At 56.6% G+C, this 24,268-nt stretch carries 22 protein-coding genes; 14 read left to right on the top strand and 8 right to left on the bottom strand.

Annotation, left to right across the window (positions count from 1 at the left end):
• Window positions 1–196: 196 nt before the first annotated feature.
• Window positions 197–1,420 carry a hypothetical protein gene (locus FJE54_RS00570; protein WP_139650606.1) on the bottom strand — a complete coding sequence of 408 codons (1,224 nt, stop codon included), beginning with the start codon at window positions 1,418–1,420 and terminating at the stop codon, window positions 197–199.
• Window positions 1,421–1,647: 227 nt separating this feature from the next.
• Here FJE54_RS00570 and FJE54_RS00565 point away from each other — a divergent pair, with 227 nt between their 5' ends.
• Genes FJE54_RS00565 through FJE54_RS00555 form a run of 3 tightly spaced genes read left to right on the top strand, consistent with a single transcriptional unit; the run spans window position 1,648 to window position 6,167 of the window.
• Complete coding sequence (locus tag FJE54_RS00565) at window positions 1,648–4,137, top strand: molybdopterin-containing oxidoreductase family protein (RefSeq protein WP_139650605.1); 2,490 nt, start codon at window positions 1,648–1,650, stop codon at window positions 4,135–4,137.
• 4 nt (window positions 4,138–4,141) lie between these two features.
• The gene (locus FJE54_RS00560) at window positions 4,142–4,885 is read left to right on the top strand and encodes a 4Fe-4S dicluster domain-containing protein (RefSeq protein ID WP_139650604.1); all 744 of its coding nucleotides are present in this window, start codon (window positions 4,142–4,144) and stop codon (window positions 4,883–4,885) included.
• A gap of 52 nt (window positions 4,886–4,937) precedes the next feature.
• Complete coding sequence (locus FJE54_RS00555) at window positions 4,938–6,167, top strand: MFS transporter (RefSeq protein WP_139650603.1); 1,230 nt, start codon at window positions 4,938–4,940, stop codon at window positions 6,165–6,167.
• 554 nt (window positions 6,168–6,721) lie between these two features.
• Here FJE54_RS00555 and FJE54_RS00545 read toward each other — a convergent pair.
• The 3 genes from FJE54_RS00545 to FJE54_RS00535 are packed head-to-tail and all read right to left on the bottom strand — an operon-like array spanning window position 6,722 to window position 8,698.
• Window positions 6,722–7,435 (bottom strand): ABC-2 transporter permease, encoded by a 714-nt coding sequence (locus tag FJE54_RS00545; RefSeq protein WP_139650601.1) that lies wholly within the window; start codon window positions 7,433–7,435, stop codon window positions 6,722–6,724.
• Window positions 7,432–8,322, bottom strand: a complete 891-nt coding sequence (locus FJE54_RS00540) for an ABC transporter ATP-binding protein (RefSeq protein WP_139650600.1) — start codon at window positions 8,320–8,322, stop codon at window positions 7,432–7,434. Before FJE54_RS00540 ends, FJE54_RS00545 begins: the two co-directional genes overlap by 4 nt.
• Window positions 8,315–8,698 (bottom strand): GntR family transcriptional regulator, encoded by a 384-nt coding sequence (locus FJE54_RS00535; protein WP_139650599.1) that lies wholly within the window; start codon window positions 8,696–8,698, stop codon window positions 8,315–8,317. The genes FJE54_RS00540 and FJE54_RS00535 overlap by 8 nt, the downstream gene beginning before the upstream one ends.
• Before the next feature lie 401 nt (window positions 8,699–9,099).
• Between FJE54_RS00535 and FJE54_RS00530 the strand changes: the two genes are divergently transcribed.
• From FJE54_RS00530 to FJE54_RS00500, 7 genes are all read left to right on the top strand, one after another.
• Window positions 9,100–10,566: a helix-turn-helix transcriptional regulator gene (locus FJE54_RS00530; RefSeq protein ID WP_139650598.1), complete on the top strand. Its 1,467-nt coding sequence runs from the start codon at window positions 9,100–9,102 to the stop codon at window positions 10,564–10,566.
• A 127-nt stretch (window positions 10,567–10,693) separates the two neighbouring features.
• On the top strand, window positions 10,694–11,923 hold the full coding sequence (locus tag FJE54_RS00525) for an MFS transporter (RefSeq protein ID WP_139650597.1): 1,230 nt from the start codon (window positions 10,694–10,696) through the stop codon (window positions 11,921–11,923).
• Window positions 11,924–12,087: 164 nt separating this feature from the next.
• Complete coding sequence (locus tag FJE54_RS00520; protein ID WP_139650596.1) at window positions 12,088–14,340, top strand: molybdopterin-dependent oxidoreductase; 2,253 nt, start codon at window positions 12,088–12,090, stop codon at window positions 14,338–14,340.
• A 3-nt stretch (window positions 14,341–14,343) separates the two neighbouring features.
• The gene (locus FJE54_RS00515; protein ID WP_139650595.1) at window positions 14,344–14,694 is read left to right on the top strand and encodes an oxidoreductase; all 351 of its coding nucleotides are present in this window, start codon (window positions 14,344–14,346) and stop codon (window positions 14,692–14,694) included.
• 5 nt (window positions 14,695–14,699) lie between these two features.
• Window positions 14,700–15,920, top strand: coding sequence for an MFS transporter (locus FJE54_RS00510; RefSeq protein ID WP_139650594.1), 1,221 nt, complete (start codon window positions 14,700–14,702; stop codon window positions 15,918–15,920).
• A 390-nt stretch (window positions 15,921–16,310) separates the two neighbouring features.
• The gene (locus FJE54_RS00505; RefSeq protein WP_139650593.1) at window positions 16,311–16,631 is read left to right on the top strand and encodes a hypothetical protein; all 321 of its coding nucleotides are present in this window, start codon (window positions 16,311–16,313) and stop codon (window positions 16,629–16,631) included.
• Window positions 16,632–16,649: 18 nt separating this feature from the next.
• Entirely contained in the window at window positions 16,650–17,087 is a 438-nt protein-coding gene (locus FJE54_RS00500) for a PIN domain-containing protein (RefSeq protein WP_180326477.1), read from the top strand.
• Between the two features lie 3 nt (window positions 17,088–17,090).
• Here FJE54_RS00500 and dtd read toward each other — a convergent pair whose 3' ends face one another.
• Together dtd and FJE54_RS00490 are read right to left on the bottom strand one after the other, a co-directional pair.
• Window positions 17,091–17,537: a D-aminoacyl-tRNA deacylase gene (gene dtd, locus FJE54_RS00495; RefSeq protein WP_139650591.1), complete on the bottom strand. Its 447-nt coding sequence runs from the start codon at window positions 17,535–17,537 to the stop codon at window positions 17,091–17,093.
• 131 nt (window positions 17,538–17,668) lie between these two features.
• A complete protein-coding gene (locus tag FJE54_RS00490; protein ID WP_139650590.1) occupies window positions 17,669–18,451 on the bottom strand; it encodes an EFR1 family ferrodoxin in 783 nt (260 codons plus the stop codon).
• A 271-nt stretch (window positions 18,452–18,722) separates the two neighbouring features.
• Between FJE54_RS00490 and FJE54_RS00485 the strand changes: the two genes are divergently transcribed.
• From FJE54_RS00485 to FJE54_RS00470, 4 genes are all read left to right on the top strand, one after another.
• Window positions 18,723–19,085 (top strand): arsenate reductase family protein, encoded by a 363-nt coding sequence (locus FJE54_RS00485; RefSeq protein ID WP_139650589.1) that lies wholly within the window; start codon window positions 18,723–18,725, stop codon window positions 19,083–19,085.
• A gap of 21 nt (window positions 19,086–19,106) precedes the next feature.
• On the top strand, window positions 19,107–19,733 hold the full coding sequence (locus tag FJE54_RS00480; protein WP_139650588.1) for an IMPACT family protein: 627 nt from the start codon (window positions 19,107–19,109) through the stop codon (window positions 19,731–19,733).
• Between the two features lie 77 nt (window positions 19,734–19,810).
• Window positions 19,811–20,323: a flavodoxin family protein BilS gene (bilS, locus tag FJE54_RS00475; protein ID WP_139650587.1), complete on the top strand. Its 513-nt coding sequence runs from the start codon at window positions 19,811–19,813 to the stop codon at window positions 20,321–20,323.
• A 2-nt stretch (window positions 20,324–20,325) separates the two neighbouring features.
• On the top strand, window positions 20,326–20,577 hold the full coding sequence (locus FJE54_RS00470) for a TfoX/Sxy family protein (protein WP_139650586.1): 252 nt from the start codon (window positions 20,326–20,328) through the stop codon (window positions 20,575–20,577).
• Between the two features lie 20 nt (window positions 20,578–20,597).
• Here FJE54_RS00470 and FJE54_RS00465 read toward each other — a convergent pair whose 3' ends face one another.
• Both FJE54_RS00465 and FJE54_RS00460 read right to left on the bottom strand, forming a co-directional pair.
• The gene (locus tag FJE54_RS00465; RefSeq protein WP_180326476.1) at window positions 20,598–21,692 is read right to left on the bottom strand and encodes a response regulator transcription factor; all 1,095 of its coding nucleotides are present in this window, start codon (window positions 21,690–21,692) and stop codon (window positions 20,598–20,600) included.
• Window positions 21,693–22,306: 614 nt separating this feature from the next.
• Window positions 22,307–24,199 carry an FAD-binding protein gene (locus FJE54_RS00460; RefSeq protein WP_180326475.1) on the bottom strand — a complete coding sequence of 631 codons (1,893 nt, stop codon included), beginning with the start codon at window positions 24,197–24,199 and terminating at the stop codon, window positions 22,307–22,309.
• Window positions 24,200–24,268 lie beyond the last annotated feature (69 nt).

Genomic DNA, 24,268 nt, shown 5'->3' with positions numbered 1-24,268 from the left:
GATGTTTCACGTGAAACATCCGTTCGTTTAGATGCGCTTTTGAGCTGAGAGTATCCCGCATCAAGCGAGAGTGTCGTTATTGCGCTAGAACGGCGCAATCATTGCTTTTCACTTAGACCCTATATCGCAAACACGCTCTGAGTCTTTCCAGATCCTGATGTACAAGATGCGTCGAATGTCCACCCTGCTCTATTGCTTACGGATGCAATACTGCACTCAGGATTGCATCGCGATTGAGCACTTCAGAAGAAATTGCCTTTTCCATCAGCATTTCAAGCGTTTCCACGAGGTCGACTGCGCAGAACAAGCGATGTTTCGAGAGGTGCGAGATCTCGCGGATGATCCCCATATCGGAAAGTTCTTTCATGGCGTTGTTCGTCGCAGAGAACCCGCGTCCGATTTTTTCCGATGCAATTGCGATCGTGAGGCAGGGCCATCCGAGAAACAGTTTGGCGAGACTCAGCGTTGCTGAGTCGCTCCGCGTCTTGCTGAGGCTTTTTTGCCATTGCTGCCAATAGGTTGTAAGGATGCTTTGACAGAGGTATGCGGTTTTTGCGGCAGCCTCAGCGCAATAAGAGCTGTGGCGGAAATCGGCTTGTAGGTTCGGTTCGGAATCTTTATTATTCACGAGGCCTTCCATATTTGAGACGAGCGATTGGACGTGGCGGGTAACGTTTCTTGCGGGCCCGATAGCGAGCGGGACGACGCTGTCGGTGAGAACGCCTCTTCGGTAGAAAACCAAGTGCGAGAACACTCGCTCGTAGGCGTCAAGATTGCCCTCGTAAGGTTTAATTAGCTGTAGTTGAGCGTGCGATATTTCTGCTTGGGCCGAAGGAGTGAGCACGTTCGAATTCAAAAGATCGATGTAGTCGTTGATGAGGAATTCTTTTCTGGGTGTTTGCCGTCTCGTTCCTATGAGTTCTTCTTTGGTGCGCAGCGCCTGTCGGCGGGGATGGCCGGTCGGTTCGGGGTTGGCAATCGCTTCGATCTCGTTTTCGTTATACAGGTTTCGTATCGTTTCGAATATGCTTGAGCTGATGACGGCGTCCTTTGTGATGGTGCAGGCTATCCAATCAACGGTTCGCATATACCGATACGACACGACGGCTCCAGAAACGTCTTCAAGCTCCAGCTTGCTTGCGAGGCGGTAGAGCCGAGTGCAATCATCGTCGGTGAACGGTGCATTGAGTATTGCTGCCTCTAGCTTAAGAAGGTCAAGGTATCGTACGCGTCTTCCGTCGATGCTCGCAGAAGAGAGGGCTTCGACTCGTAAAAGCTGCTGTCTGATTTCGCGTGCACAGTGGTTTTTCGAGACTAGTGCGTCGAATCTCACCAAATCCATCTCCGAGGATGAGAGGAGGCCTGCTGTGTACCCGTCGATGCAAATAGAATCATACCGAGATGAAGAGCGCGTCTGCATTGGCTTTACCCCCTAAGACAAATGCATGCGAGCATGGTCGTCCGCATCCGCTCGCATCATTATAGTGCTCCTTAAGGTAATAAGCTACAACATTGCAGGTTATGCCCCGTTTCTGCAATGTAAACCGCAAGGTCACCATTATTCCAGAATTGCTATAAACAACTCTTCTAGATGGGAATATATGCTCCGCACTGTAATGGAAAACTCGGAGTAGATAAGGGGGAATAATGTCAAAAGAACGCGTAATCGACGATCTTTCTGCACTGCACGACAACACTGCAATCAAATACACCTGCTGTGCACAGAACGGATGTTGGGACGCAAGCTGTATTGTCCGATGCGAAACGAAAGACGGGAAGCTCGTCTCGCTTTCTGCGGACGACAGCATTAACGCTGGCTTGGCTCGCGAGGATGTGAGCGAAGAAGCGCTTCGACAAGGTATGGTGCAGATGAGGCCGTGCGCTATGGGCCATGCTTGGAAGGGGGAGCTTGAAGCTGAAACGAGAATTCTGCATCCGCTGAAGCGCGTTGGTGGAAAAGGGCCGGGGAACGGTCACTTCGTGGAGATACCATGGGAAGAGGCCCTCGACACCGTTGCCGACAAATTGAAAGAGTTCAAGGAGAAATACGGCCCGTATTGTATAGCCCATAGCGTTGACGATGTATTCGAGGACTGCGGTTTCAAGCTTGCTCCGTGGTTCGGCATGGGTATGGCTGCTTGGGGGGATAGCTCCTGTTCGGGAACTACGTGCGGCGAGAAAATGCATCTTGGCTTCGATATGGTGGGAGCGTTTCACGGCAATACCGACGTGTGCGTGGGATTCGAGGCTCCAGACCTGTTCAATTCTAACCTCATTGTATTGTGGGGTTTGGATCCGCTCGTTGGATGGTATGGATCCGTTTCCTACTACATGAAGCTTGCTGCGGAGCGCGGGGCGAAGGTCATCGTTATCGACCCTCGGTACACCAACAGCGCCGAAACGCTCGCCGACCAATGGCTTCCCATCCGTCCAGGTACCGATATCGCCATGCTCCTTGCTATAGCTTACGTGCTTTACAGCCAGGACCTTTACGACCACGAATACGTCGAGACATTGGTCGAGCCTGAAGGATTCGAAACGTGGCGCCGCTATGTTATGGGGCAGTCCGACGGTATCCCGAAAACGCCGGAATGGGCGGAGCCTATCACGGCTCTCCCCTCCGAAACCATACGGGGTTTCGCGGAGCTGTATGCGAACAGCAAGCCTGTGCACCTCCACTTTTACTATGCTCCCGCAAAACGACATCTTGGCGAGTACGCTGCGAATGCGGCAATGCTTCTTCAGGCCATGACGGGCAATCTCTCCATCCCGGGGGGCTGCGAAACCGGATGCAGCCTGATTACACCTCCGAGAATGCCGTTTCCCGCCGTCGATTGGCGGCAAGCGGCACCTGAATACAATCCCCCCGTCTGTTACAACATTCAAAAAATCGCCGAAGCCATCATCCAGCGTCCGAATTTTGACAAGGGGATAATCGACGAGGATACCTATCGCAGTCTCATTGGCTCTCCTCCAGGGTCGCCTCTTCCAAATATCAAGATGATGATCGTCGAAAATCAATATCCTATAAGTCACCATGAAACCAACAAGCGGATGAAATCCCTTGAAATGTGCGAGTTCAACTGGGGATTTCAGTGGCATTACGGTCAGGCGTCGTTGGACTTCATGGATATCGTCTTTCCGGGCGTTAACATGATGTTCGAGTCGCGTGACAACTACCAGCTTGGTTCGGAGCGGTTCATGTATGGCCCTAACGGCATGCGAAATTACTTTCTGTACGCCGATAAGGTATGCGATCGTCCAGGCGACGTTCGCCCGATACACTGGGTACATACCGAAATCGCGAAACGGCTCGGTGTTGCGGAGAAGTTCAACCCCCGCCTTGCGCATGTTTCTCTCGATGAGTGGGACGATGCGGTGCACGAGCTTTACCATGAGGCGTATGACACTTGGGCGGCCGATCCGACTGGCGAGCTGAAGGCGCTCGGTATCGAACCAAAACCCTGGGACGAGTTCTTGAAGATGCCCGTCGTACGTATTCCGATCGACGAACCCTTTTACCCCTACAAGAACTACATGGAAGCGAGCGAGCCGAAGAGCCCGTTTGCCACCCTGAGCGGCAAAATTGAATTTTCTTCAAAGACCGTCGAATTGCTGGACATGAAGACGCAGTCTTGGTACAGGGGAGGCCTTGAGCCGATTCCTGTGTACGATCCGACCTATATGGAAGGTAAACCGGCAAACGACAGCTTCTACAATCCGAAAGCCGAGCGCTATCCGCTCTCGCTCGTGACGCCCGTCTCCGCGTACCGCCAACATGCGTGCCTCGATGCAAATCCCCAGTTACGCGACGAGTGCTACCGCCATGCGATTTGGCTAAGTTCCGTTGATGCGAAGAGGCGAGGCCTGAAAGACGGCGACAGCGCCCGTGCGTACAACGAATTCGGGGAGGTTCGCATGCCCGTATACGTGACTTCGCGCATGATGCCGGGTACGGCCGCCGTGTTCCATGGTGCGTGGTATGCGCCTAAGTGCGAAGAGAAAACGGAAACCATGCCCTACGGCCTCGATATGAGGGGAACGCCCAACTTCCTTATCGGCGACGAACACGCTCCTCACATCGTTGGAGCGCTTCTGACCGCAGGCCTTATCGAGGTCGAGAAAGTTGGGAGGTAGCGATATGACCCAGTATGGATTTTTCTTCGATCAGAGCAGGTGCTACGGTTGCCAGGCATGTGCGACGGCGTGCAAAGACTGGAACAACATAGCTCCCGGCCCCGAGAAGTGGATGACGGTCTACGAATGGGAGACGGGAGCGTTTCCTCTCACGAGATTGCACACCTTAGCATTTTCCTGCGGGCATTGCGAGCATCCCGCCTGCATCTCCGCGTGTCCTGAAGGGGCAATTCTCAAAGAAGAGCAGTTCGGTGCCGTTCTCGTTGACGGCGAGAAGTGCGTCGGTTGCCGTGAGTGTGCCAAAGCATGCCCTTACGGAGCACCGAAGTTCGCTTCAGATAGGGAAGGCGAAACGATGAGCAAGTGCACAATGTGCATAGATAAGCTCATTAAAGGAGATCAGCCGCAATGCGCGCTCGCCTGTCCAATGCGCGCGCTCGATTTCGGCCCCCTGGTCGACCTCGTCGCGAAATACGGTGACGGTCGAGCACTTGAGGGGATGCCCGATACAAGCGAGCTTAAGCCCGCCATGGTTTTCAAGGCGATGGCCGAGCGCAAGGAGCTTGTGCCGTTCGATGTCGGAAAGATCATCGAGCTCAATGCGAATCGAGGGGATTTGCCGCGTCTCTTCGAGGAAGGTGTCGAGGTTACCGAGATACCAGAGGGGATCGTGCTTCGTAACGATCTCAAGATGAAGCATAGCTCGGCAGACGACCTGATGCGGGCGACGAGAAACGATTTGGGATAGCGGTCAAACACGGCCAGCAAATAAGCAGATTTCAACGTTGAAAGGGGAGTACGTGGAAACATCGAAGAATATCACTCATGGGTATAATCCGCGGGTTGCATGGCTTGCGCTGATAGGCGGAGCTGCGATTTATTTCGTTAATAGCGCCGCCCAGTACAAAATTCCGCCCATAATGCTCGAACTCAACCAAGCTTTAGGCCTTACTTTATCGGAATCCGCCTGGCTCATGTCCGTTATGAGTCTCTTCGGCTTGATTTTGGCATTGCCGGCTGGCGGCATTATCATGAAGCTCGGCGTGAAATGGACGACGGTTATAGCCGCCGGTTTTCAGCTCGTGGGCTCTCTGATCGGCACGTTCGCCACTGGTTTTGAGCTTATGCTGGTCAGTCGCGCACTCGAGGGTGTTGCCCTCGGCCTGTGTAACGTCGTCTCCTTTGCAGTTGTAACGTCGTTTTTCCCAGCGGAAAAACGCGGTGTTCCGAACTCGTGTATTACTGCGCTATTCACTATTTCGGTGTTCATGATGATGAATGTCGCCGTTCCGTTGGACATCAGTTTCGGCTGGCAAGGCATTTGGTGGTTTGTAAACATTCTCAGCGTCCTTGCGGTTTTAGCGGCCCTGTTTCTGATCCCCAGTAAAGACAAGGAGGTCAATTTCGACGACGATGCGGAAGTGTCGGATTTGAAGGAAAAGATAAATTACAAAAAGCTTCTTTCGACCCCTGCGATCTGGATCCTTCCCCTCGTGTTCATTGCATTCAACATCGGATACTACGGAATATCGACGTACATGCCGACGTATCTTGTCGAAGGCGTAGGTGCCGATCAGGCTACGGCGAACTTTGCGGTGAGCTGGAACTCGCTCGTTGGCCTTCCCGCCGCCCTTATTATTGGCGTGGTTTTGAACAAGGTTAAAATCGAGCATCGTAAGTACGTGACGGCGGTTACCATGTTCGCATTGGCTGTGTGCTACTTTGTAGCATTTGGCATGCCAACGGTTGAATCCGCTGCGTTTCTGCTCATTTTCATGGGATTCATCTGCACCTTTGTCCCCATCTCGCTCTATACGATCGGGCCTGACGTCATTCCTTCGGCGGCCTACGCGGCAATCATTCTTGCTATCGTCACCTTCGGCCAGAATCTCGGTATGACTCTTGGTCCGCTTGTTGTCGGATACATCGTCGACGCAGCTGGGACCTTCGCAGCTTGCTCTATGCCTCTTGCGGTTATCGCCGTGATAGGCGGACTCATCATGTTCTTCGTCAAGGTGAAGAAAGCATGAGCTTGATTCGATGCTTGGCGCGAACTGTTTATCCGTACGGTTACTGACGAAAGGATTTCCTTGTGTGCTTCAGACCTTCAAGCGTTTCAGCGGCGGAGTCAAACGTCTGCCCCGAATGCGGAAAAACCATTCCTCTGCTCGGTGGTGTCGTGCTGATGGAATGTCCGTTTTGCAAATGCGATTTCTCTCCTTACATTAACCCCGATGGGACGCCTAAGATGGCTGTTCCGGAAGCGCCAAATGCGCCGGGTTCGCCAGGCATGCCGAAAGCTCCGGGCGCACCTGGCGCTCCGAAGCCCCCTTCCGCCTAAAAGTGTATTACTCGAGGTTAGTCGATAGATGGGTACCGTCGGAAGTGAACGCTCGTACTAGGTCATCCTGCGCGTTGCGTTGAGGGTGTATTGAAACCAAAATGGGGAAGCTCGATTCGCAATCTGATGAATCGAGCTTCCCCTGTTGTGTACGCGGAGGAGCTCCTGCTTGTTGGATAAAAGTGAATATGCGAACCGCTCTTCTAATCTGTCGAACGTTGCATGGACATAATCGGATTCGCCCTAGAACTCCCGCTTCGCGTACAGCTTCATCGAGAGCACGCAGGAGAGCGCGTAGATGACGGTGCCTACGGCAATGACGACTCCTGCGATCGCGAGCGTTCCCGGGATGGTTTCCATCATCGAGGCAACCGTAGAGAGAAACGGCATGACGGCGGTGAAATCGAAGGTGAAAATCTGACCCGAGCCAACTACGAACAGTATGATGACGAGGAAGAACACGGGCACGTAACGCACGGCCTTCGTCATGCCGAACCGTGCGATGAGCGGCAGCGTGATAGACAGCATGACGGCGATCATGCCGATGGGCGCAACCGTGCTGAGGATGATTTCCTGTGCGCTGAAATTCGCCGAAAGCCCGAAGCGCTCCGGTATGCCGGGCACGAGCGTCGATATCCCGATCACCACCAAGCACGCCGCCAAGCCGAGCACGATGCCGAACAGCAAGACGATCGCCAGGCTCGCATACCTGCCGGCGATGACGTTTTTTCGGGACAGCGGCAGTGCGAGGCGAAACTGCTCCCAGTTGTTGCGCTCATCGTAGGCGAGCAGCGTGAACGCGAGGGAAAACGGCATCATCACGCCGAGGAACGGCACGATCATATAGAGGTTTCCCATGAATACCGAAAGCGCGATGACGATGACGGTGTACAAAAGCGCCTGCTGCCTCATGTATTTCTTCACCGTGAGAAGGTCCGAGAGGATCATTGCTTTCATCGGGTTTCTCCTTTCAGCATCAAACCCATGTAGGTGTCGATGTCCGCCTTGTCGAGTGCGATATTCTTGAAGTTCTCGGCGAACGCGAACCGGTCGGGTACAAGCACGGAGATCCCGTAGGTATGGTGCAAAAAGCGCATCTCGCCAGGGGCGAAGTATCCGCTTGCTTGAAGGGTTTCGAACTCGGAGGCGCGGCAATGCGCCACACCGGCGACGTCAGTAATCGCGTCCTTTTCAATCGAGAACACGACGCGTCCCCCGTCGATGCAGACGATGTAATCGGCGATCTTTTCGAGATCGGAGGTTATGTGGCTTGACATGAGGATGCCGTGACGTTCACTTTTCATGAAACCGCGCAACACATCGAGCGTCTCCTCGCGGGCCAGTGGATCGAGTCCTGCCGTTGCCTCATCGAGGATGAGCAGCTCGGGGGCATGCGCAAGGGCGCAGGCGAGCGAGAGCTTCATGCCCATGCCGCGGGAAAGATCCTTGACGGTTTTGGTGCGGGGAAGCTCGAAATGGTCGAGGTAGCCTTCGAATACGGTGGGGTTGAAGGCGCTGTAGCAGTAGCTCATGAGCTTACCGACGTTTGCGACGGTCATCTCTTCGGGAAACGAACAGGTATCGAACACGACGCCGAGGCGCTGCTTCACGGCGACGGTTTGGCCGGAAGGGGTGCGCGGTCCCATGCGTTGGCCGAACACGTCGATCGAGCCGCCGTCGGTATCGATGAGGCCGAGTATCGCCTTGATCGTAGTCGTCTTTCCCGCGCCGTTCGAGCCGACGAATCCGACGACGCTTCCGGCGGGAACGCTCAGGCTGACGTTCTTAAGATCGAAGCCATCGTAGTGCTTCGACACGTTTCGTATGTCAAGCAGGTTATTCATGGTCGTTGCTTTCTATCAAGAGGGCGAGCATGTCGTATAAGTCGGCAGGATCGACATCGGCGCTGCGCGCTTCGTCGATCGCCTGGGAGAGAAGCTCTTCGATGTGCCGGAGCCGCTCTTCGCGCAAAAGCTCGAAGTTGCCGCCGGCAACGAAGCTGCCCTTTCCCTGCACGGTCTCGATGAAGCCTTGGGCTTCGAGATCGGCGTAGGCGCGCTTGGTGGTGATTACGCTGATGCGCAAATCGCTCGCAAGCGCGCGGATGGAGGGGAGCTGTTGGCCTTCTGCGAGGACACCGCTTACGATGAGATCTTTCATCTGCGTGGTAATCTGCTCGTAGATAGGCTTGTTGCTCGAATTCGATATGATGATGTCCAATAGTGCTCCTCGGGTACCGTGTGCGGTGAGACGACTGGCGTCCCCGCCGTCTCGGCGGTCGGTGGCAGCGTCCTGCTTCCGACCCGATGGCGCCGACCACGTTCGCCGATGCCATCAACGAGTATAGTGTATATACCCGATATGCACACTATACCCACGATATGCACAGCCGTCAAGACACGCTGCGGGACATTTTTCAGAAAGCGTCTGACGGTTTGCGTGCTTCCTTGACAAACGAGCTCGATTTGTTTCTAATGTGCCTACGTGAGCGCGCTCGGGCGCGCATTTCGCTCGGCCGTGGGGTACGTTCGGGCGCTGCCGATCTCACATGATCGGTCGGATGCGCGTTTCTGACGGGCGCCTGTTCCAGACGATTCGCTTTCGCTTGCAAGGGGGAAACCATGTCCACCGCTACCGATGCCGACCAACAGCAGATGCTTTTCAGCAGAAGCGGCGTAACGCTGATCGCGGGCGTACTTTCGCTTGCCGCTTATTGGGGTTGGATATTCTCGATGTTCTCTTCGACGGTTATCAACCCGTTCGGCCCCGCGGGGATTCACGATTATCTCGCTCTGCTTGTCGTCGCGGCGGGATCGTCTGCGCTCTGCATGCTCATGACCGCACTCGTTCCCGATAAAGTGGAAGCGTTCTTCCGCGGCACGAGCGGCACGGTCATCCTCGCGGTGCTGTCTCCCATCGGCTGCATTCCTGCGTTTTTGGGCAGCGTCGGTATCGAGATCACGTTTGCGCAAGCGGTCGTCCCCTGGTTCGTTTCGACGTTCGTATCGTCGCTCGTGTTCCTGCGCACCGGCGCGTTTTTCGTGTGGCTCAGGCGCGCCAAGCTGTCCCGTTGCATTGCGCTCAGTTTTCTCTTGGCGGCGATGCTGTACGCGACATCGCTTCTTTTAGAGCCTGCGGCGGGCGTGTTGTTGGTGATGGCGCTTCCCGTTGTTTCCTGTATCTGCACCTTTGCGGCTGATCGCTACATGGCCGTCGAGAAGCCCGCGGACAAAGGCAGCCGTGCCGTGGTCGATAAAAGGAAGGAATCGTTCGGCTCGCGCATAGCCGAGCTCAAGCACTTCGCTCCGTTGACACTCATCTACACCGTTTCCTTCGGTATCGTGTCGAGTGTCGTGCTCTACCTTGCATCAGCGAACGGCCTGATCATAGTCATTGCGCTTTCCATTTTCGTCTCTTCGGTATTCGCTGCCGTGAGCGCGTTCGTCTTCCGTGCGAACTTGGCAGCCGAGCGCGTTCGCAGGATGTTGCTGCCACTCATCGCGGTGGCACTGCTGCCGTTTCCGTATCTGACGCCGGTTATGAAAGTGGTGTTCTTGTCGGTTGCCGTGTTCGGGTTCACGTGCTTCGATGCCATCGGGTGGGGCGATTTGGCCGATGAGGTTCGCGATCGGGGGCTCAAGCTCTTCGGCTATCTCAGCGCAGCGTCGGCTATCAACTTCGCGGGCATTTTCGCGGGATGGGCGTCGGGGTATCTGCTGCTTTCGCTTTTGGGCGATCAGGGCTACGAAACGGGGTTCGGCATCATTTCGATCGTGCTCGTCATCCTCCTCATCCTCAACCTCGTCATGGACCGAACGGAGGGCGGCGAGGGCGGCGGCGTTGCGAAGTCGACGGAGTTTCGCGACTCGTGGAAGGAGCGCTGCGAAAGCGTTGCGAAAAGCCATACGCTCACCAAACAGGAAGAACGTGTATTCGTCATGCTCGCGCGCGGTCGCAACTACCAGCATATCTCGGATGAGCTCTACGTTTCAGTCCATACGGTGAAGACCCACGTGTACCACATCTACAAGAAGCTCGACATCCATTCTCAACAGGAACTCATCGACATGGTGGAAGCTGAGCTGTGAAAACGGTTTCTCATACTCGGTGTCATACCGCGGTTTAAGGGGAAAATGGCGACGGCGGTTCGATGCGCCGCATGCGTTTCGCGTCCCATACTTGCACGCAAGGAAGTGTTGCGGAAAGGGGAGCAGTATGCGTCGCAAAGCTTGGATACCCGTATGGGCGATCATCATCGCCAGCATCCTGATCGCCACCCAGTATGGGAAAGTTCCACCGTCACAGCCGTCGATGATCGAAACGCTTGGCCTCTCGTACACCATGCAGGGGCTCTTAATGACGGCGTTTTCGGCGTCGGCACTCGTTATGGCGCTGTTCGGGGGAGCACTCATCGATCGGTTTGGGGCGCGCAAGGTGGTGAGCGCGGCGCTTACCGTATCCGTTGCGGGAACGGTCATCGGCATGTTCATGGCAAGCGATGCCGGTTTGCTCGCATCGCGTGTGCTCGAGGGCGCAGGTTACGGTGTGACGATGACTGCGGGACCGGTGATCATCGCCGCGTGGTACGAGCCCGCGAAGCGCGGCCTTGTTTCGGGAGTATGGGGAGCGAACGTGGGCATCGGCATGCTGATCTCGCTCGGTGCCGCGAATCCTATCTTGTCGTCGGCCGATTGGACGGGCATGTGGGTGTTCTCGCTCGTGTCAACGGTTGCCGCCGCCCTGCTCGTTATCATCTGCGTGCGCATGCCCGTCGATGCCGAAAGGCGTGATCGAGCGGAAATGGAGGCCGAACGTGAAGGCAGGAAGCACGGTGTGCTGTGGGGCTACATGGCACCGCTCGCCATGCTTACGGCGTTCATGTTCTTTCTGGTCGGCGGCGCTACCGATGCATTCAACAGCTTCACCATCACGTATTTGAACCTCGATCTCGGGCACAGCTACGAGGATGCCAACATGGCGTCGATGATCGCCTCGTTCGGTATGCTCGTCGGGTCCATCATCGTCGGTGTCGTGTTCGCGCGCGTGCGCGATAAGGGTATGGTGCTCATCGTGAACATCATCCTCTGCATCATCGTGCAGTTCGCCTGGTTCAACCTCGACGCCTCCCTGCCCGTCATGTACGCAGTCGCGTTTTTCGCCGGATGCGCGCTCGGTGCCGCCCCGGCGATCTTCTTCGCCATACCGCCGTTTGTCGCACGTTCCTCGACGACGGTGGGTGCAGCTGTTGCGCTTGTGGTGCTCGGTCAGAACCTGGGGACGCTTGCCGTACCTACGCTCGTTGGCTCGGTGCTCGACACCGTGGGCTACTCGGCGGCAGCGCTTGTGATGGGCGGGCTTTCCTACATCGCGCTCGTGGCGGCGTTCGTGTTCAGGGCGCAGTTCCGCAAGCGCGAGCTTTCGGGAGAGATCGAACAAAACCGCTGATCAAGCGTATTCATACCAGAGGTCATACCGCGCGCTCCGTATACGATCATCACCGGATTCCGTTCGAAATACGAACGTTGGCCGATTTCAAACAGCGCAGCCTTGCGGCAGTATCCGAAGCGCACGCCAGACATGATGCAAGCAAGGAGTTCAGAGGAGGAGACATGGAAGACAAAAGGGAATACGCCCTCGTCGATCATCAGAAGCCGTTCAAATACGACGAAGACGGCCTGCATGTGACGCGCGGAAGCGCATGGTCGGGACCGGGGTGCCATCTCGGGTGCGGCCTGCTCATGTATACCGATGACGAAGGAAGGCTCGTTAAGGTGGAGGGCGATCCAGAGAATCCCTTCAACGAGGGAAGGCTCTGCTGCCGGTGCCTCGCGCTGCCTGAGGTCGTCTATCACGAGGATCGCGTCCTCTACCCGATGAAGCGCGCTCGGGAAGACCGCGGTAAGGATGCTTGGGAACGCATCTCGTGGGATGAGGCGCTCGACACCATCGCCACCACGTTTCTGGATCTCAAAGAACAGTACGGGCCTGAGTGCATCGCGTTCTATTCCGGCACCGGTCGCGATATTGGGCAGTACATCACGCGTTTGAGCTGGGGATTTGGTAGTCCGAACTTCGTGTTCGCCATGAGCGGCCAGTCATGCTATTCGCCGCGTGTTGCGGGATGCTTCGCAAACACGGGTGCGTTTTGGCTCGGCGACTACTCGCAGCAGTTCCCCGATCGCTACGACAATCCCAACTGGGTGCTTCCTGAATGCATCGTCGTGTGGGGCAACAACCCGCTCGTCTCGAACTCCGACGGCCTGTACGGTCACTGGGTCGTGGATTGCATGAAACGGGGAAGCAAACTCGTGACGATCGACCCGCGCCTCACGTGGCTTGCTGCCAAATCGGAGATATTCTTGCAGATCAGGCCTGGTACCGATGCGGCGCTTGCGCTCGGCATGATCAATTACATCATAGAGAACGATCTGTACGATCACGAGTTCGTCGATCTGTGGTGCTACGGCTTTGACGAGTTGGCAGCCCGTGCGGCCGAATTCCCGCTTGCCGAGGTGGCCGCCATCACGTGGGTGCCCGAAGAGGACATCGTAGCAGCAGCCCGTTTCATCGCCGAGGCGAACAACGCGATTCTCCAATGGGGCGTCGCGATCGACCAGACCAAGGAAACCATCCCGACCGCGCAGGCGCTTCTGGCCGTCTTCGAGATCACCGGCAACATCGACAAGCCAGGCGCGATGGTGAACCCGCCCTCCATCCTGTACTACGCTGCTGGCTGGGGCGCCGAGTTCCTGACCGAAGAACAGTACAACAAGCGCATCGGCCTGCCCGAGTACCCGCTTCTGAACCTAGGCTTTCAGGAGTGCGCCACCGACGTGCTCATCGAGACCCTCGAGACAGGCAAGCCTTACAAACTGCGGGCGGCGTGGCTGCAGACCACCAACATCCTCGCATGCACGAGCCCCGATCCCGAGCGCACGCTCGCGGCTCACAACGCCTACGAGTTCATCGTGTGCGTCGATCTGTTCATGACGCCGACCGCGATGGCGCTCGCTGATATCTTCCTGCCCGCGACGACGTTTCCCGAACGCAACGGCCTGCGCATCGGCGACGGCATGCAGCGCGGCGAGACCATCAACCAGGTGATCGAGCCGCTCGGCGAGTGCAAATCCGACATGGAGATCGACCTTGAGATCGGAAGGCGCATCTCGCCCGAGGCGTGGCCCTGGGAGAGCGTCGAGGATATGTACACGAGCATTCTCGCCGAAACCGGCTACGATTTCGAAGAGATGCAGAAGGTCGCTCCCGGGTTTCCGCCGTTCGAATACCACATGCACGAAAAGGGCACGCTGCGCGAAGACGGCCAGCCTGGATTCCAGACGCCGACGGGCCGCATCGAGCTGTGGTCGCACTACTACAACCACGCCGACCTCGACCCGCTGCCGTACTTCGAAGAGCCCTCGCCGGGTCCCGGCGCGACGCCCGAACTGCTCGACGAGTATCCGCTCGTGCTCACCACGGGTGCCCGCATCTGGAGCATGTTCCATTCCGAGCATCGCCAGATCCCGCATCTGCGCGCACTCCATCCCGATGCGATCATCCAGATCAATCCCAAGACGGCGGCGAAACACGGCGTGAAGTCAGGCGATTGGGTGTGGGTCGAGAACCAGCGCGGACGGTGCAAGCGCCGCGTCGTCGAAACGCCGGTCATGGACGAGCGGGTATGCAGCACCGACCATGCCTGGTGGCTGCCTGAAGCGCCCGGCGAACTCGAAGACGGCCTGTACGGCATGTTCGACCTCGATATCGGCAACCTGATCGAATACAAGTGCGGTAAATCCGGCTTCGGTGCCAACTACAAAACGCTGCTCTGCAAGATCTACCGCGTAGAGGAAGGGGAATAGACCATGAAAGCGTACGGTTTGCTCATCGATTACCAGTGGTGCACCGGCTGCCATACCTGCGAAGTCGCGTGCCAGATGGAACACGGCTTTCCCGTCGATCAATGGGGGATTAAGCTGACTGAAGTAGGGCCGTGGGAATACGCCCCGAAAACGTGGCAGTACACCTACCTGCCCGTACCCACCGACCAGTGCGACCTGTGTGCTACGCGCACGGGCAAGGGCAAGCCCCCGACGTGCGTCCATCATTGCCAGGCGAAGTGCCTGTCATACGGCCCGATCGACGAGCTCGCGCAGAAGCTTGCCGAGAAGCCCAAGCAGTCCCTGTTCTGCCCGACCGAAGTAAGCGAGGGGTAGCCGCCATGAAAAAGCACGCGTGGATTCCCGTGTGGGCGATCATCGTCGCCAGCATTCTCATCAGCTTCGAATACGGTAAAGTGCCGCCGTCGCAACCCTCGATGATCGAAGTCTTGGGCCTTTCCTATACGATGCAGGGCCTTCTCATGACCTCGTTCTCCATTGCGGCTATCGTGATGGGCCTTGTAGGCGGTACGCTCATCGACCGATTCGGCGCTCGCAAGATCGTGAGCATCGCGCTTGTGGTATCGGTGATCGGAAACGTGCTGAGCCTGTTCTGGACGTCCGATGCGGGTCTTTTGGTGTCGCGCGTTATGGAGGGCTTCGGGTACGGTGCCGTGATGACGGGCGGGCCGGTGATCATATCGGCGTGGTACGCGCCTGCTAAACGCGGGCTCGCCTACGGCGTGTGGGGCGCGAATGTGGGCGTGGGCATGCTCATCTGCACGGGTGCCGCAAACCCGATCCTTGCGGTGTCAGACTGGTCGGGCATGTGGGTGTTCGCGCTTATCGGCGCCGTCCTCGCTCTGCTCATGGTTGCCATCTGCGTTTGCATGCCGCCCGACGATCAGCGCCAAGACCTCTTCTTGGACGATGGATCGACAGCGGAAGCAGGCGAAAAGCACGGAGTCTTATGGGGATACCTCGCTCCGCTGCCCATCCTTGCTGCGCTCATGTTCTTCCTCGTAGGCGGCGCGACCGATGCGTTCAACAGCTTCACGATCACCTATCTGAACGTCGAGCTCGGCTACGACTACGGCGCGGCGAACCTCTGCTCTTTCATCGCATCGATCGGCCTTTTGGTGGGGGCGGTCATCATGGGCTTCGTGTTCGCGAAGGCGAAGGACAAGGGGCTCGTGCTCATCGTGAACATTGTGCTTGCGGCCATCGGCTTGTTCGTATGGTTCAGCATCGATCTTCCCCTTGAGGCGACGTACGTGATTGCGTTCTTCATAGGCTGTGTGCTCGGTGCTGCACCTACGGCGTTCTTTGCGGTTGCGCCCATGACGGCGCGGTCGAAAGACACGGTTGGATCGGCGAACGCCGTGATCGTGCTCGGGCAGAACATGGGCACGCTGATCATTCCCACCGTGGTCGGCATGGTGCTCGATGCCTCGTCGTTCATGATGGCGGCGATGGTGATGGGCGGCGTGTCGGTTGTGGCCCTTGGCATATCGTTTGCGTGGCGCAGCATCTACCGCAAGAAGATGGCGGCTGCGAAATAGTGCGAGTCTGATGCGCCCGCGCGTGCGCCCTGCATACGGGCGACCGTGCGTGCTTGCCGCGCATGAAGAAACTGGAAATCGGGCAGGCGTTTCGGCGCCTGCCCGTATCGATGCGAGGAGCGAACATGTGCTACCCCTGCCGTGGGTGCGGAAAGTGCCGGCCCAAGTTCACGATGCAGACCTGTCCCAGCTGTTGGAAGGAAAACGAGGTGGGCGCAACCGTGTGCGCCTTCTGCGGGTATGCGTATCCGCCCATAGCTGGATCGTCGGCTCGGGAGGCGAAGGGGATAGACGGGCGCGCAGCGGTTCGACTACAGGTATTGCAAAACTTGTAATACTGTATTACAATACCAATAAGATGAAGCTCGTTATTTCGAGACGGAGGTAGGCATGGATGCAACCGTGACGGCACGGGTTCCCGTGGAAGTAAAGGAGCAGGTAAACGGCATTCTCAAGGATATCGGATCAACTCCCACGGAACTCATAAATACGGCGTATCGTTACGTGCTGCATTCAAAACGACTTCCGGATACGCACGTTCCCGCTGGGAAAAAGATTCTCAATCTAACGGACGATGAAAAAAGTAGTCTGAAAGCTTTTCTCGATCGTTCGGCAGTAAAAGCCCCTGCTTCTTGGGAAGGCAAAACGTATAAAGATCTTCGAGAAGAGGCAATGCGGGATCGATACCCCGATTTCCTCGCTGAGGCGTAAGGGGCAGATATGCGGCTTATGCTCGATACGAACGTCGTGCTCGACATGCTTGCCGAACGGGAGCCTTTCCGCCGAACCGCGTCTCTCATAAAAGCGCTTGGGTTTGTCGGGGAAATCGAAGTGTGGGTTTCGGCTAAATCGTTTACCGACATCTTCTATATCATGCGGAAAAATTTTACGAGCGAAACGATTCAGGAATTATTCCTCGAAAACCTTCTCGCTGTTAAGGTGTGCTCCATCGATGGCGACGATATTCGGACAGCTTCGAAGCGATCTTGGCCCGATTTCGAAGACTGCCTTGTTTCAATTGCCGCCGAGAAAGTCAAAGCGGACTATCTTGTGACTCGAGACCGGTTGGGGTTCGCGCAGGCGAAAACCGCCGTATGCTCACCAGATGAGTTTTTTGATATGCTCGAAAGAGACCATGGATTGAGCTACGAGGAAATCGACTTTTAAACCTTACAGCTCGTCGGTATCAAGCCACACCGTGAACGGCCCCTCGTTCACGAGCGCAACATCCATCATCGCGGCGAATATGCCGGTTGCAACGTGCGGCACTTCTGTGCGTGCGAGGCCCACGAAGTACTCGTAGAGTCGGTTGGCCTCATCGGGCTTTCCCGCATCGGTAAACGAGGGGCGGTTGCCCTTTTTACAAGAGGCGAACAGCGTGAACTGCGAGACGACGAGCACGTCTCCGCGCACATCGGCAAGCGAAAGGTTCGTTTTCCCTTCGCTGTCCTCGAATATGCGGAGTTTTGAAATTTTGGTCCAGAGCTTATCGGCCTGCGCTTCGGTATCTTCTTGGCCCACGCCGAGCAGGATCACAAGCCCCTTTCCGATGGCCCCGACCGTTTCGCCGTCGATATCGACCTGCGCGCGCGACACCCGTTGAATGAGAGCCCTCATGCTTTTGCCTTCCTCGTCGTGAATCTGCGGTGCTTTATTGTGCCACAACGCACACGCCGCGCCGCCGCATACCCCCGCATTCGTAAGGTACGCGCGCTCATCGCCATGCGGAACGCGCTGTGCCACCGCGCCTATCTACCGGCAAGTACGGGGTTGACGTAGCGTCCGCGCGCCTCGGTTTTCTTGCCGTACTGGATGGCTTTGAAGGGACAGCGATGGAGGCAGGCAAGGCATTGGGTACAACCCATTTCGGCCCAACGGGGGCGCTCGTCGATGATGGTGATCGTATTCGTCGGGCAATTTTCGGCGCACCGGCCGCAGCCGATGCAGGTATCGAGCGTATAGAATTCAGCCGTCGAACGAGGCTTCTCGTCGCTTTCGGTGAACTTCGATAACAGCATGCCGATCGGATTGCGTTGCTCCTCGTGCACGACAGCTCGCTCTTTCACCTGTTCGGCGATGCGGTACGATTTCGCAAGCGCATCTTCCAGAAGCTTCTCGCGTTTTTTGCCCTCGGCGGGAGCGTACAGGTACGTGCAGTTTCCTACCGATTTCACGCTGAACGACGCGTCGAGGTTGATGGCTTGGGTTCGTCTGAGTTCGTCGGCGAAGAACCGCGCGGTATTGCCCACGAATGCCCCACACGTCAAGACGACGTAGCAATATCCCGGCATGAACGGCTTTCCATCGCGTCCGGTAAACCGAGCGCGCTTGAGGAACGCATCGATGATGGGAGGCGTGGTCCAGGCGTAGACGGGAAACACGAACCCAAGGTTCTGCCCCTGGATCATCGTAAAATCGAACTGCTTATATTTGTACGACGCGCCGATATCGACGATTGCGTCATTCGTTTCGTCGCCGAGAATCTGCGCCGTGGCAAGCGAGTTGCCCGTGCCGGTGAAATAGAAGATCATCGTTGTCCTTCCTGGATACTTGGTATCAGTATAAACACCGGCACCGGATGCGGCGTTTCGTGTGACCTACTTGTTGAAAAGGCAAAGGGCCGATACTTTGCTATCATGAAAACCAAAAGCAAGGCGGGGTTCGCCCCGGTTTTACGCGGAATAGAATCGGGCGATCGAGACGAGCCGTGCGTAAGCGGCCTCGACCGGGCGATCGAGCGAGCTGTACGTAAGCGGTCTCTCCCGATCGGCCCCTGAGCCCCGTATCGAAGAAAGGATCGAAATGGCCAATATCGCCTTTATCTGCTATCCGAAATGCTCGACGTGCAAGAAGGCGCGAGCCTGGCTCGATGCCCATGGCATCTCGTATACCGAACGCGACATTTCGCTCGAAAATCCCACAGCTGGCGAGCTCAAGGAGTGGCACGCTATAAGCGGGCTTCCCATCAGGAGGTTCTTCAATACGAGCGGTATGCTGTACCGCGAACAGAATATCAAGGCAAAGCTCGATCAGGGCATGACCGATGAAGAGGCCTTTGAGCTTTTGGCTACGAGCGGCATGCTCGTCAAGCGCCCGCTTGTGGTGGGCGAGGGACTCGTGCTCGTAGGCTTTCGCGAGGCCGAATGGGAGCAGGCGCTTTCGTAGCGTCTCGAAGCAGGAACGCGAATGGCCGATCAATCGTACAAAACCATCGAGAGCCGCGCTGAGGCGGAGCTTATCGAAAAGAAAAGCCGCTTCATCGGTCAGATTGCTCCTGTTAAGACCGAGCAAGAAGCGCTGGCTTTTCTCGAAGAGGTGAGGGCCGCCCATCGCATGGCGCGTCACAACGTGTACGCCTACGTGCTGCGCGAGGGCGGGCGCGTGCGCTATTCCGACGACGGCGAACCACAGAAGACGGCCGGTTTGCCGACGCTTGAGGCCCTCATGCATGCGGGGCTCGTCGATGTGGTGCTGGTGACCACGCGCTACTTCGGCGGGGTGCTGCTCGGGACAGGCGGCCTCGTTCGAGCGTACACGGCTGCCGCCCAGGCTGCCGTCGCCGCAGCAACCGTCAAAACCATATCGCGCTGCGTCGATATCGAGACGACTATTCCCTATGCGCTTTATGATCAGGCTATACGCATTGCCGATGCAAGTGGTGCGAACGTGGAGCGCAGCGAATTCTCCGACGAAGTGTCACTCGCGTTTCGCATGCTCGACGGCACGCAAGCCCCTTTGATCGAAAAGCTCGCCGAGCTTTCGCGCGGACAATCCCCGATCGAGGTGAGCACGCCGTTCGACGCCGCCTTTTGATGCTCGGTTAACGATTGGGTTGCGTGCGTTCCCCTTGTTTCACGACGCTGCTATCATAGCGATGTTAGGAGCAAACCATGAAATACCTCATCACCTATGCAAGCGCCACGGGCAATACCCAAATGCTCGCCCAAGCTGTTCGCGACGCGCTGCCGCCGGGAGACCTCGTAAACTTCGGTTCCACCATGATGATCGGGCCGCACGATATCGTGGAGGCGAAGCGGGCCTATGTGGGCTTTTGGACCAACCGCGGCACCTGTCCCGATGCGGTTGCGGAATTCCTCCAGAGGCTTGCGGGCAAAGAAGTGTTCCTATTCGGAACCGCAGGGTTCGGTGAAAGCCAAGATTACTTCGACGGCATCCTTGCGCGCGTGCGGGAGCACGTGCCGAACAGCGCACGCATTGTCGGCGAGTTCATGTGCCAAGGCTCGATGCCCTCGGGCGTACGGGAGCGCTATGAGAGGATGCTCGACGATCCCGATCAGGAAACGAGAGCGCGGTTTCTCATCGAGAACTTCGATCGGGCGAGCAGCCATCCCGACGAAACGGACCTTGAGAATCTCAAGCAGGCGATAGAAAGGGCACGGTAGCTATGAAGCTGACCGATCTTCCCAACATCGGACCGAACGCCGAGAAGCAGCTCACCGAAGTGGGTATCGCAACGGCCGAAGCGTTGGTCGAGGCAGGTGCCGAGCAGGCGTGGTTGCAGGTGAAAACCATCGATCCGGGTGTATGCCTGCATATGCTCTATGCGCTCGAAGGCGCTGTTGAGGGCATTCCGAAAAAGGAGCTTTCCCCCGAACGCAAAGCCGAACTCAAGGCGTTTTTCGACGCGGAGAAGTAAGGGGAGCGCAGCAAGGGCTTCTATATCGAATCAAGAAAGTCGTCGCTTTTCACAAGTTCTAGTTCGCGATTCACTCGATCGACGAGGTCTTCGCGTGTATGGATCGAAAGTTTTTGGTAGATGTGCTTTATGTGCGTCTTTACGGTCTCGTCGCTGATGACGAGCAATTCGCAAATTTGAGGACGGTTGTATCGTTGTGCAAGCAAGCTGAGCACCTCGATCTCTCGATCTGACAGCCCGTTTGTCCGCCCGATTGCCGTACAGCATAAAAGCAGGTCAGCTTGTCCGTACTCGCACGGATTCTGCTGTTTGATCCCAGGCTTGATGAGGCTGAATCCCATCTGGAAATCTTTGCTGCCAAGAAAAAACAAAGCCATGATGAGAATGCTGAATAACGTGAGCAGCGAAAGAGTGCTCAACGCTTCGTGGCTTGGCCATTGGCTGGTGAACAGATGGCCGAGTTGCGATCCGACTATTTGGCCGATCTGGAGAAACAGCATACCGCAGGCGAACATCCAGCTAGCCGGTATGTCTTTTCTGATGCCGAGATATGCCCAGAGTGTCCAAAGAATAATGTAAAAATGTTGGAAACCGAGATTGTGCACAGGCATAGCCCAGCCTTGCATACCGCTTACGGTGAGGAAAATGAATCCGAGGGCCATCAAGGGAAGCGCAATCTGATAGGTAAGCCTTCGAAAATCAAGTTTAAATATCACAGCGGTCACCAGCACGATAAGGCCGGCTGCAACGAATGCAAGCATGTTCATGACCGTATCGGGATGGTGGCTCACAAAATACTCAGAAGAGAACAGACCCCTCATAAGCCCGAAACAGCAGCCGAAAAAAACCGAGGTGACGACGATGCGAACGGGTAGTTTGATAGGGGGCCGAACGTCGATAACGGGCTTTTCCGACTGTTCAAGGCATCTTTTTACGGCAACGAAGAATGCGGCAGATACGATCGGCAGCGCTATGGCTATTCCTCGGCCCCCCATGCGGGGAAGCCATGTGACAACAATGCTGATAAGCCCCCCGATAATCGAGGAAAGAACGCAGCACAAAAGCACCTGCCGTGTCTTTACCCGACTGAGGTTTTCGCCCCACAGCACCATCATCGTAGCACTTCCAATGCCAGTGGTAACAGACCCCGCAAGCGTGCCGAATCCGGGTTGATCGGCCGACAAAAGCAGGCATCCGACACTCATGAAAGCACATGAGGCTATCGGGAGCCAGGTGAAGCGATAAAGCGGATTGACATACCGGCAAAACGCGAAGAAAAAAGCAAGGGTTGCGGCATTGGCAACGAGCGAGAGGAAAAAAAGCGTCGAAGACGAATCTGCCTCGTCGAAAATCGTGGACCCGCTGAATGTCGGAGACCAGAACACCATCCAAACCCATATTTGAAACGACATAAATCCGAAGAGCTGGCAGGTTGATTTACGGCTCCATGGGAACGTCGCGATTTGGTCCGTTACGTTCGACGCAGACGATTTCTGCGATGTGTGCAAAGGCGGTGCTCCGCCCCTGTTTGCGGAGCCGCGAACAGGCTGTTTCACGGTGCATTACCCCCTGAACATGCATCATCATCCCCTATGAAGCATCCTTGTATCACATTATAGGGCACCCCGCGTAAATTGCCAGCAAACAAAGTCTGGGTGTGCGGCAAACGAAGGCGGGCCGCCGAGGCGACCCGCCGCGCAAGGTGCACTAGCGCGCGCCCTTCCGTCTGCTACAGCTCCGCAAGCTCCTTGCCGAGTTCGCGTCCCAGCGTGAGCGCCATGCCGATGCTTACGCCCGGCGAAGGCTCGGAGTACTGGATGGAAAAACGCCCGCCTGAATTGTTCCCGGTAGCGTACAGGCTGGGAATCGGTTCGCCTTTTGTCGAAAGGACGTGTTGCTGCACATCGATGTTGAGGCCATTCAAGGCGCACGTGCCGACCATCGGCTTCTCGCTCACGTTGTACATGCCGTAGTACGGAGGCTGATCGATCGACATGAGTAGCTGCGGGTCCTTGCCGAAATCCTCATCGACTCCGTTGGCGCAAAAGCCGTTGAATCGCTCGATCTCATCGAGAATTTTTGCTTTGATATCGCCTTTGACTCCCATGTAGTCGAGCAGTTCCTCAAGGCTGTTTGCCGCCCAACACGTTACTTCGCCGTCGTCGGTTCGCGGTTCGCCTGCCGCACCGGCTGCGATCCAGCCGTCGAGGCGCTTGCGCCAGCGTTCGATCTGATCAGGCGTTGAGTACGGCATGAAGTGCTCGGCAGACATGCGCGGCAAGAATTCGGGCCACTTATCGTCCCAGATATGGATGTACTTTTCTTCAGGCAGGTGCTCGACGCGGTTCGTCATGCCTACGATGCCCATCATGCCCTCGTCGGTAAAACGGCGTCCGTCAGAGGCCCTTACGCAGAACCAAGCTGTTCCGATAGGATCCATGTCGGCATGCTCGGGGTTCGGGCCTAGATCGTAGCTTGCGCCCCATTTGAGCTCATTGGGGGCATACGTCTGGCTGTTGAAGACGATGTCGGGCCAGATTTTGCAATGGGGGCCAGGCTCGATTACGCCGCCTGCCCACATACCCATCTTAATGCCGCTTCCATCGCGGCCGAATGCGCTCGTGATGCCGGTCGGGTCGAGTCCGCGCGCCTGCCACTCCTCGCGCATTTCGTTTTGCAGCGATACGTACATTTCGGGATTGCCGCCGTAGTCTCCGCCGGCGAGCACAACTGCTTTACTTGCGTTGAACTGCTTGTACGCTCCGTCTGCATCCTTCGCGATGACGCCGGTCGCTTTGCCGGAGTCATCCTGGACTACAACGACGCCGGTGTGCTCCCAACGCCAGTCAACGCCACGATCGACGGCTTTCTGCACGAGCACCGGCCAGCCGTTCGGGGCCGATGCGTTGATGAGGCGCAAGCAGGCAACCCAGGTTTTGAAACCGTGGATATCGCCTCCGTTTTCAAAGTACGTAGCGTTGCCTCCGGGGAAGTTCGGTACTTGTGCCGACGCTACGAATTCGGGGTCGAGTTCGCTTACGAGCCAGTCGAGCATGCTGCCGCTGTGGTCGATGTACTTTTTGATGATGCGGGGGTCAGAACGGTTTTGAGTTCTCTTCTGAATGTCGACGAGGAACTCCACCGGATCGATGTGCGGTACTCCCATGCTTGTCATGAAGTCAGAGTTGAGCGTTGCGATGTCGGCCATTCCATACCACGACATCGAATCCTGCGGCTGTGTCTCAAGTACAACCACTTTCGCACCGCCGTCGACGGCTGCAAGAGCACAGGGAAGCCCCGAGTTGCCGCCGCCTACGATGACGATCTCGGTATCGACCGTTTCTGCAATGTCGGCAGAATCGATCTCGGGTTTTTCCCCAAGCCAAGGATGCTGCGCCGAGAACGAAACGCTTTCAGGTGCGTTCGACGCTGCTGTTTTGCCCCCATCGGAAGACGGTGTTTGTTCCGATGGGCTGCAACCCCCGAGAATTCCAGCGCCGGCAGCTAAAGCTCCGAACCCTGCCGCCGCTTTGAGGAAGTCGCGTCGTTCAAGCGAATGCCTCTGATCTGGTACCGTTATTCGTTCTTGATCTGGCTGGTGGTGTCTTCCTTGTGCATCCATGATGCCCCTTTCTCCCTTGGCCTGAAACGATCCCCTCATGAATCGGCGGCCTTTCCGATATGGTAGGGG

The sequence above is a fragment of the Raoultibacter phocaeensis genome (genome assembly GCF_901411515.1).
Taxonomy (GTDB): Bacteria; Actinomycetota; Coriobacteriia; order Coriobacteriales; family Eggerthellaceae; genus Raoultibacter; species Raoultibacter phocaeensis.
The sequence above is the reverse complement of the archived record's forward strand: the minus strand, read 5'-3'. Positions and strand labels throughout refer to the sequence as shown.

Coding starts and splice junctions, on each gene's coding strand:
- FJE54_RS00570 (WP_139650606.1), bottom strand. CDS start 1,420: ATGCAGACGCGCTCTTCATCTCGGTATGATTCTATTTGCATCGACGGG.
- FJE54_RS00565 (WP_139650605.1), top strand. CDS start 1,648: ATGTCAAAAGAACGCGTAATCGACGATCTTTCTGCACTGCACGACAAC.
- FJE54_RS00560 (WP_139650604.1), top strand. CDS start 4,142: ATGACCCAGTATGGATTTTTCTTCGATCAGAGCAGGTGCTACGGTTGC.
- FJE54_RS00545 (WP_139650601.1), bottom strand. CDS start 7,435: ATGAAAGCAATGATCCTCTCGGACCTTCTCACGGTGAAGAAATACATG.
- FJE54_RS00540 (WP_139650600.1), bottom strand. CDS start 8,322: ATGAATAACCTGCTTGACATACGAAACGTGTCGAAGCACTACGATGGC.
- FJE54_RS00530 (WP_139650598.1), top strand. CDS start 9,100: ATGTCCACCGCTACCGATGCCGACCAACAGCAGATGCTTTTCAGCAGA.
- FJE54_RS00525 (WP_139650597.1), top strand. CDS start 10,694: ATGCGTCGCAAAGCTTGGATACCCGTATGGGCGATCATCATCGCCAGC.
- FJE54_RS00520 (WP_139650596.1), top strand. CDS start 12,088: ATGGAAGACAAAAGGGAATACGCCCTCGTCGATCATCAGAAGCCGTTC.
- FJE54_RS00515 (WP_139650595.1), top strand. CDS start 14,344: ATGAAAGCGTACGGTTTGCTCATCGATTACCAGTGGTGCACCGGCTGC.
- FJE54_RS00510 (WP_139650594.1), top strand. CDS start 14,700: ATGAAAAAGCACGCGTGGATTCCCGTGTGGGCGATCATCGTCGCCAGC.
- FJE54_RS00505 (WP_139650593.1), top strand. CDS start 16,311: ATGGATGCAACCGTGACGGCACGGGTTCCCGTGGAAGTAAAGGAGCAG.
- FJE54_RS00500 (WP_180326477.1), top strand. CDS start 16,650: ATGCTCGATACGAACGTCGTGCTCGACATGCTTGCCGAACGGGAGCCT.
- dtd (WP_139650591.1), bottom strand. CDS start 17,537: ATGAGGGCTCTCATTCAACGGGTGTCGCGCGCGCAGGTCGATATCGAC.
- FJE54_RS00490 (WP_139650590.1), bottom strand. CDS start 18,451: ATGATCTTCTATTTCACCGGCACGGGCAACTCGCTTGCCACGGCGCAG.
- FJE54_RS00485 (WP_139650589.1), top strand. CDS start 18,723: ATGGCCAATATCGCCTTTATCTGCTATCCGAAATGCTCGACGTGCAAG.
- FJE54_RS00480 (WP_139650588.1), top strand. CDS start 19,107: ATGGCCGATCAATCGTACAAAACCATCGAGAGCCGCGCTGAGGCGGAG.
- bilS (WP_139650587.1), top strand. CDS start 19,811: ATGAAATACCTCATCACCTATGCAAGCGCCACGGGCAATACCCAAATG.
- FJE54_RS00470 (WP_139650586.1), top strand. CDS start 20,326: ATGAAGCTGACCGATCTTCCCAACATCGGACCGAACGCCGAGAAGCAG.
- FJE54_RS00465 (WP_180326476.1), bottom strand. CDS start 21,692: ATGATGGTGCTGTGGGGCGAAAACCTCAGTCGGGTAAAGACACGGCAG.
- FJE54_RS00460 (WP_180326475.1), bottom strand. CDS start 24,199: ATGGATGCACAAGGAAGACACCACCAGCCAGATCAAGAACGAATAACG.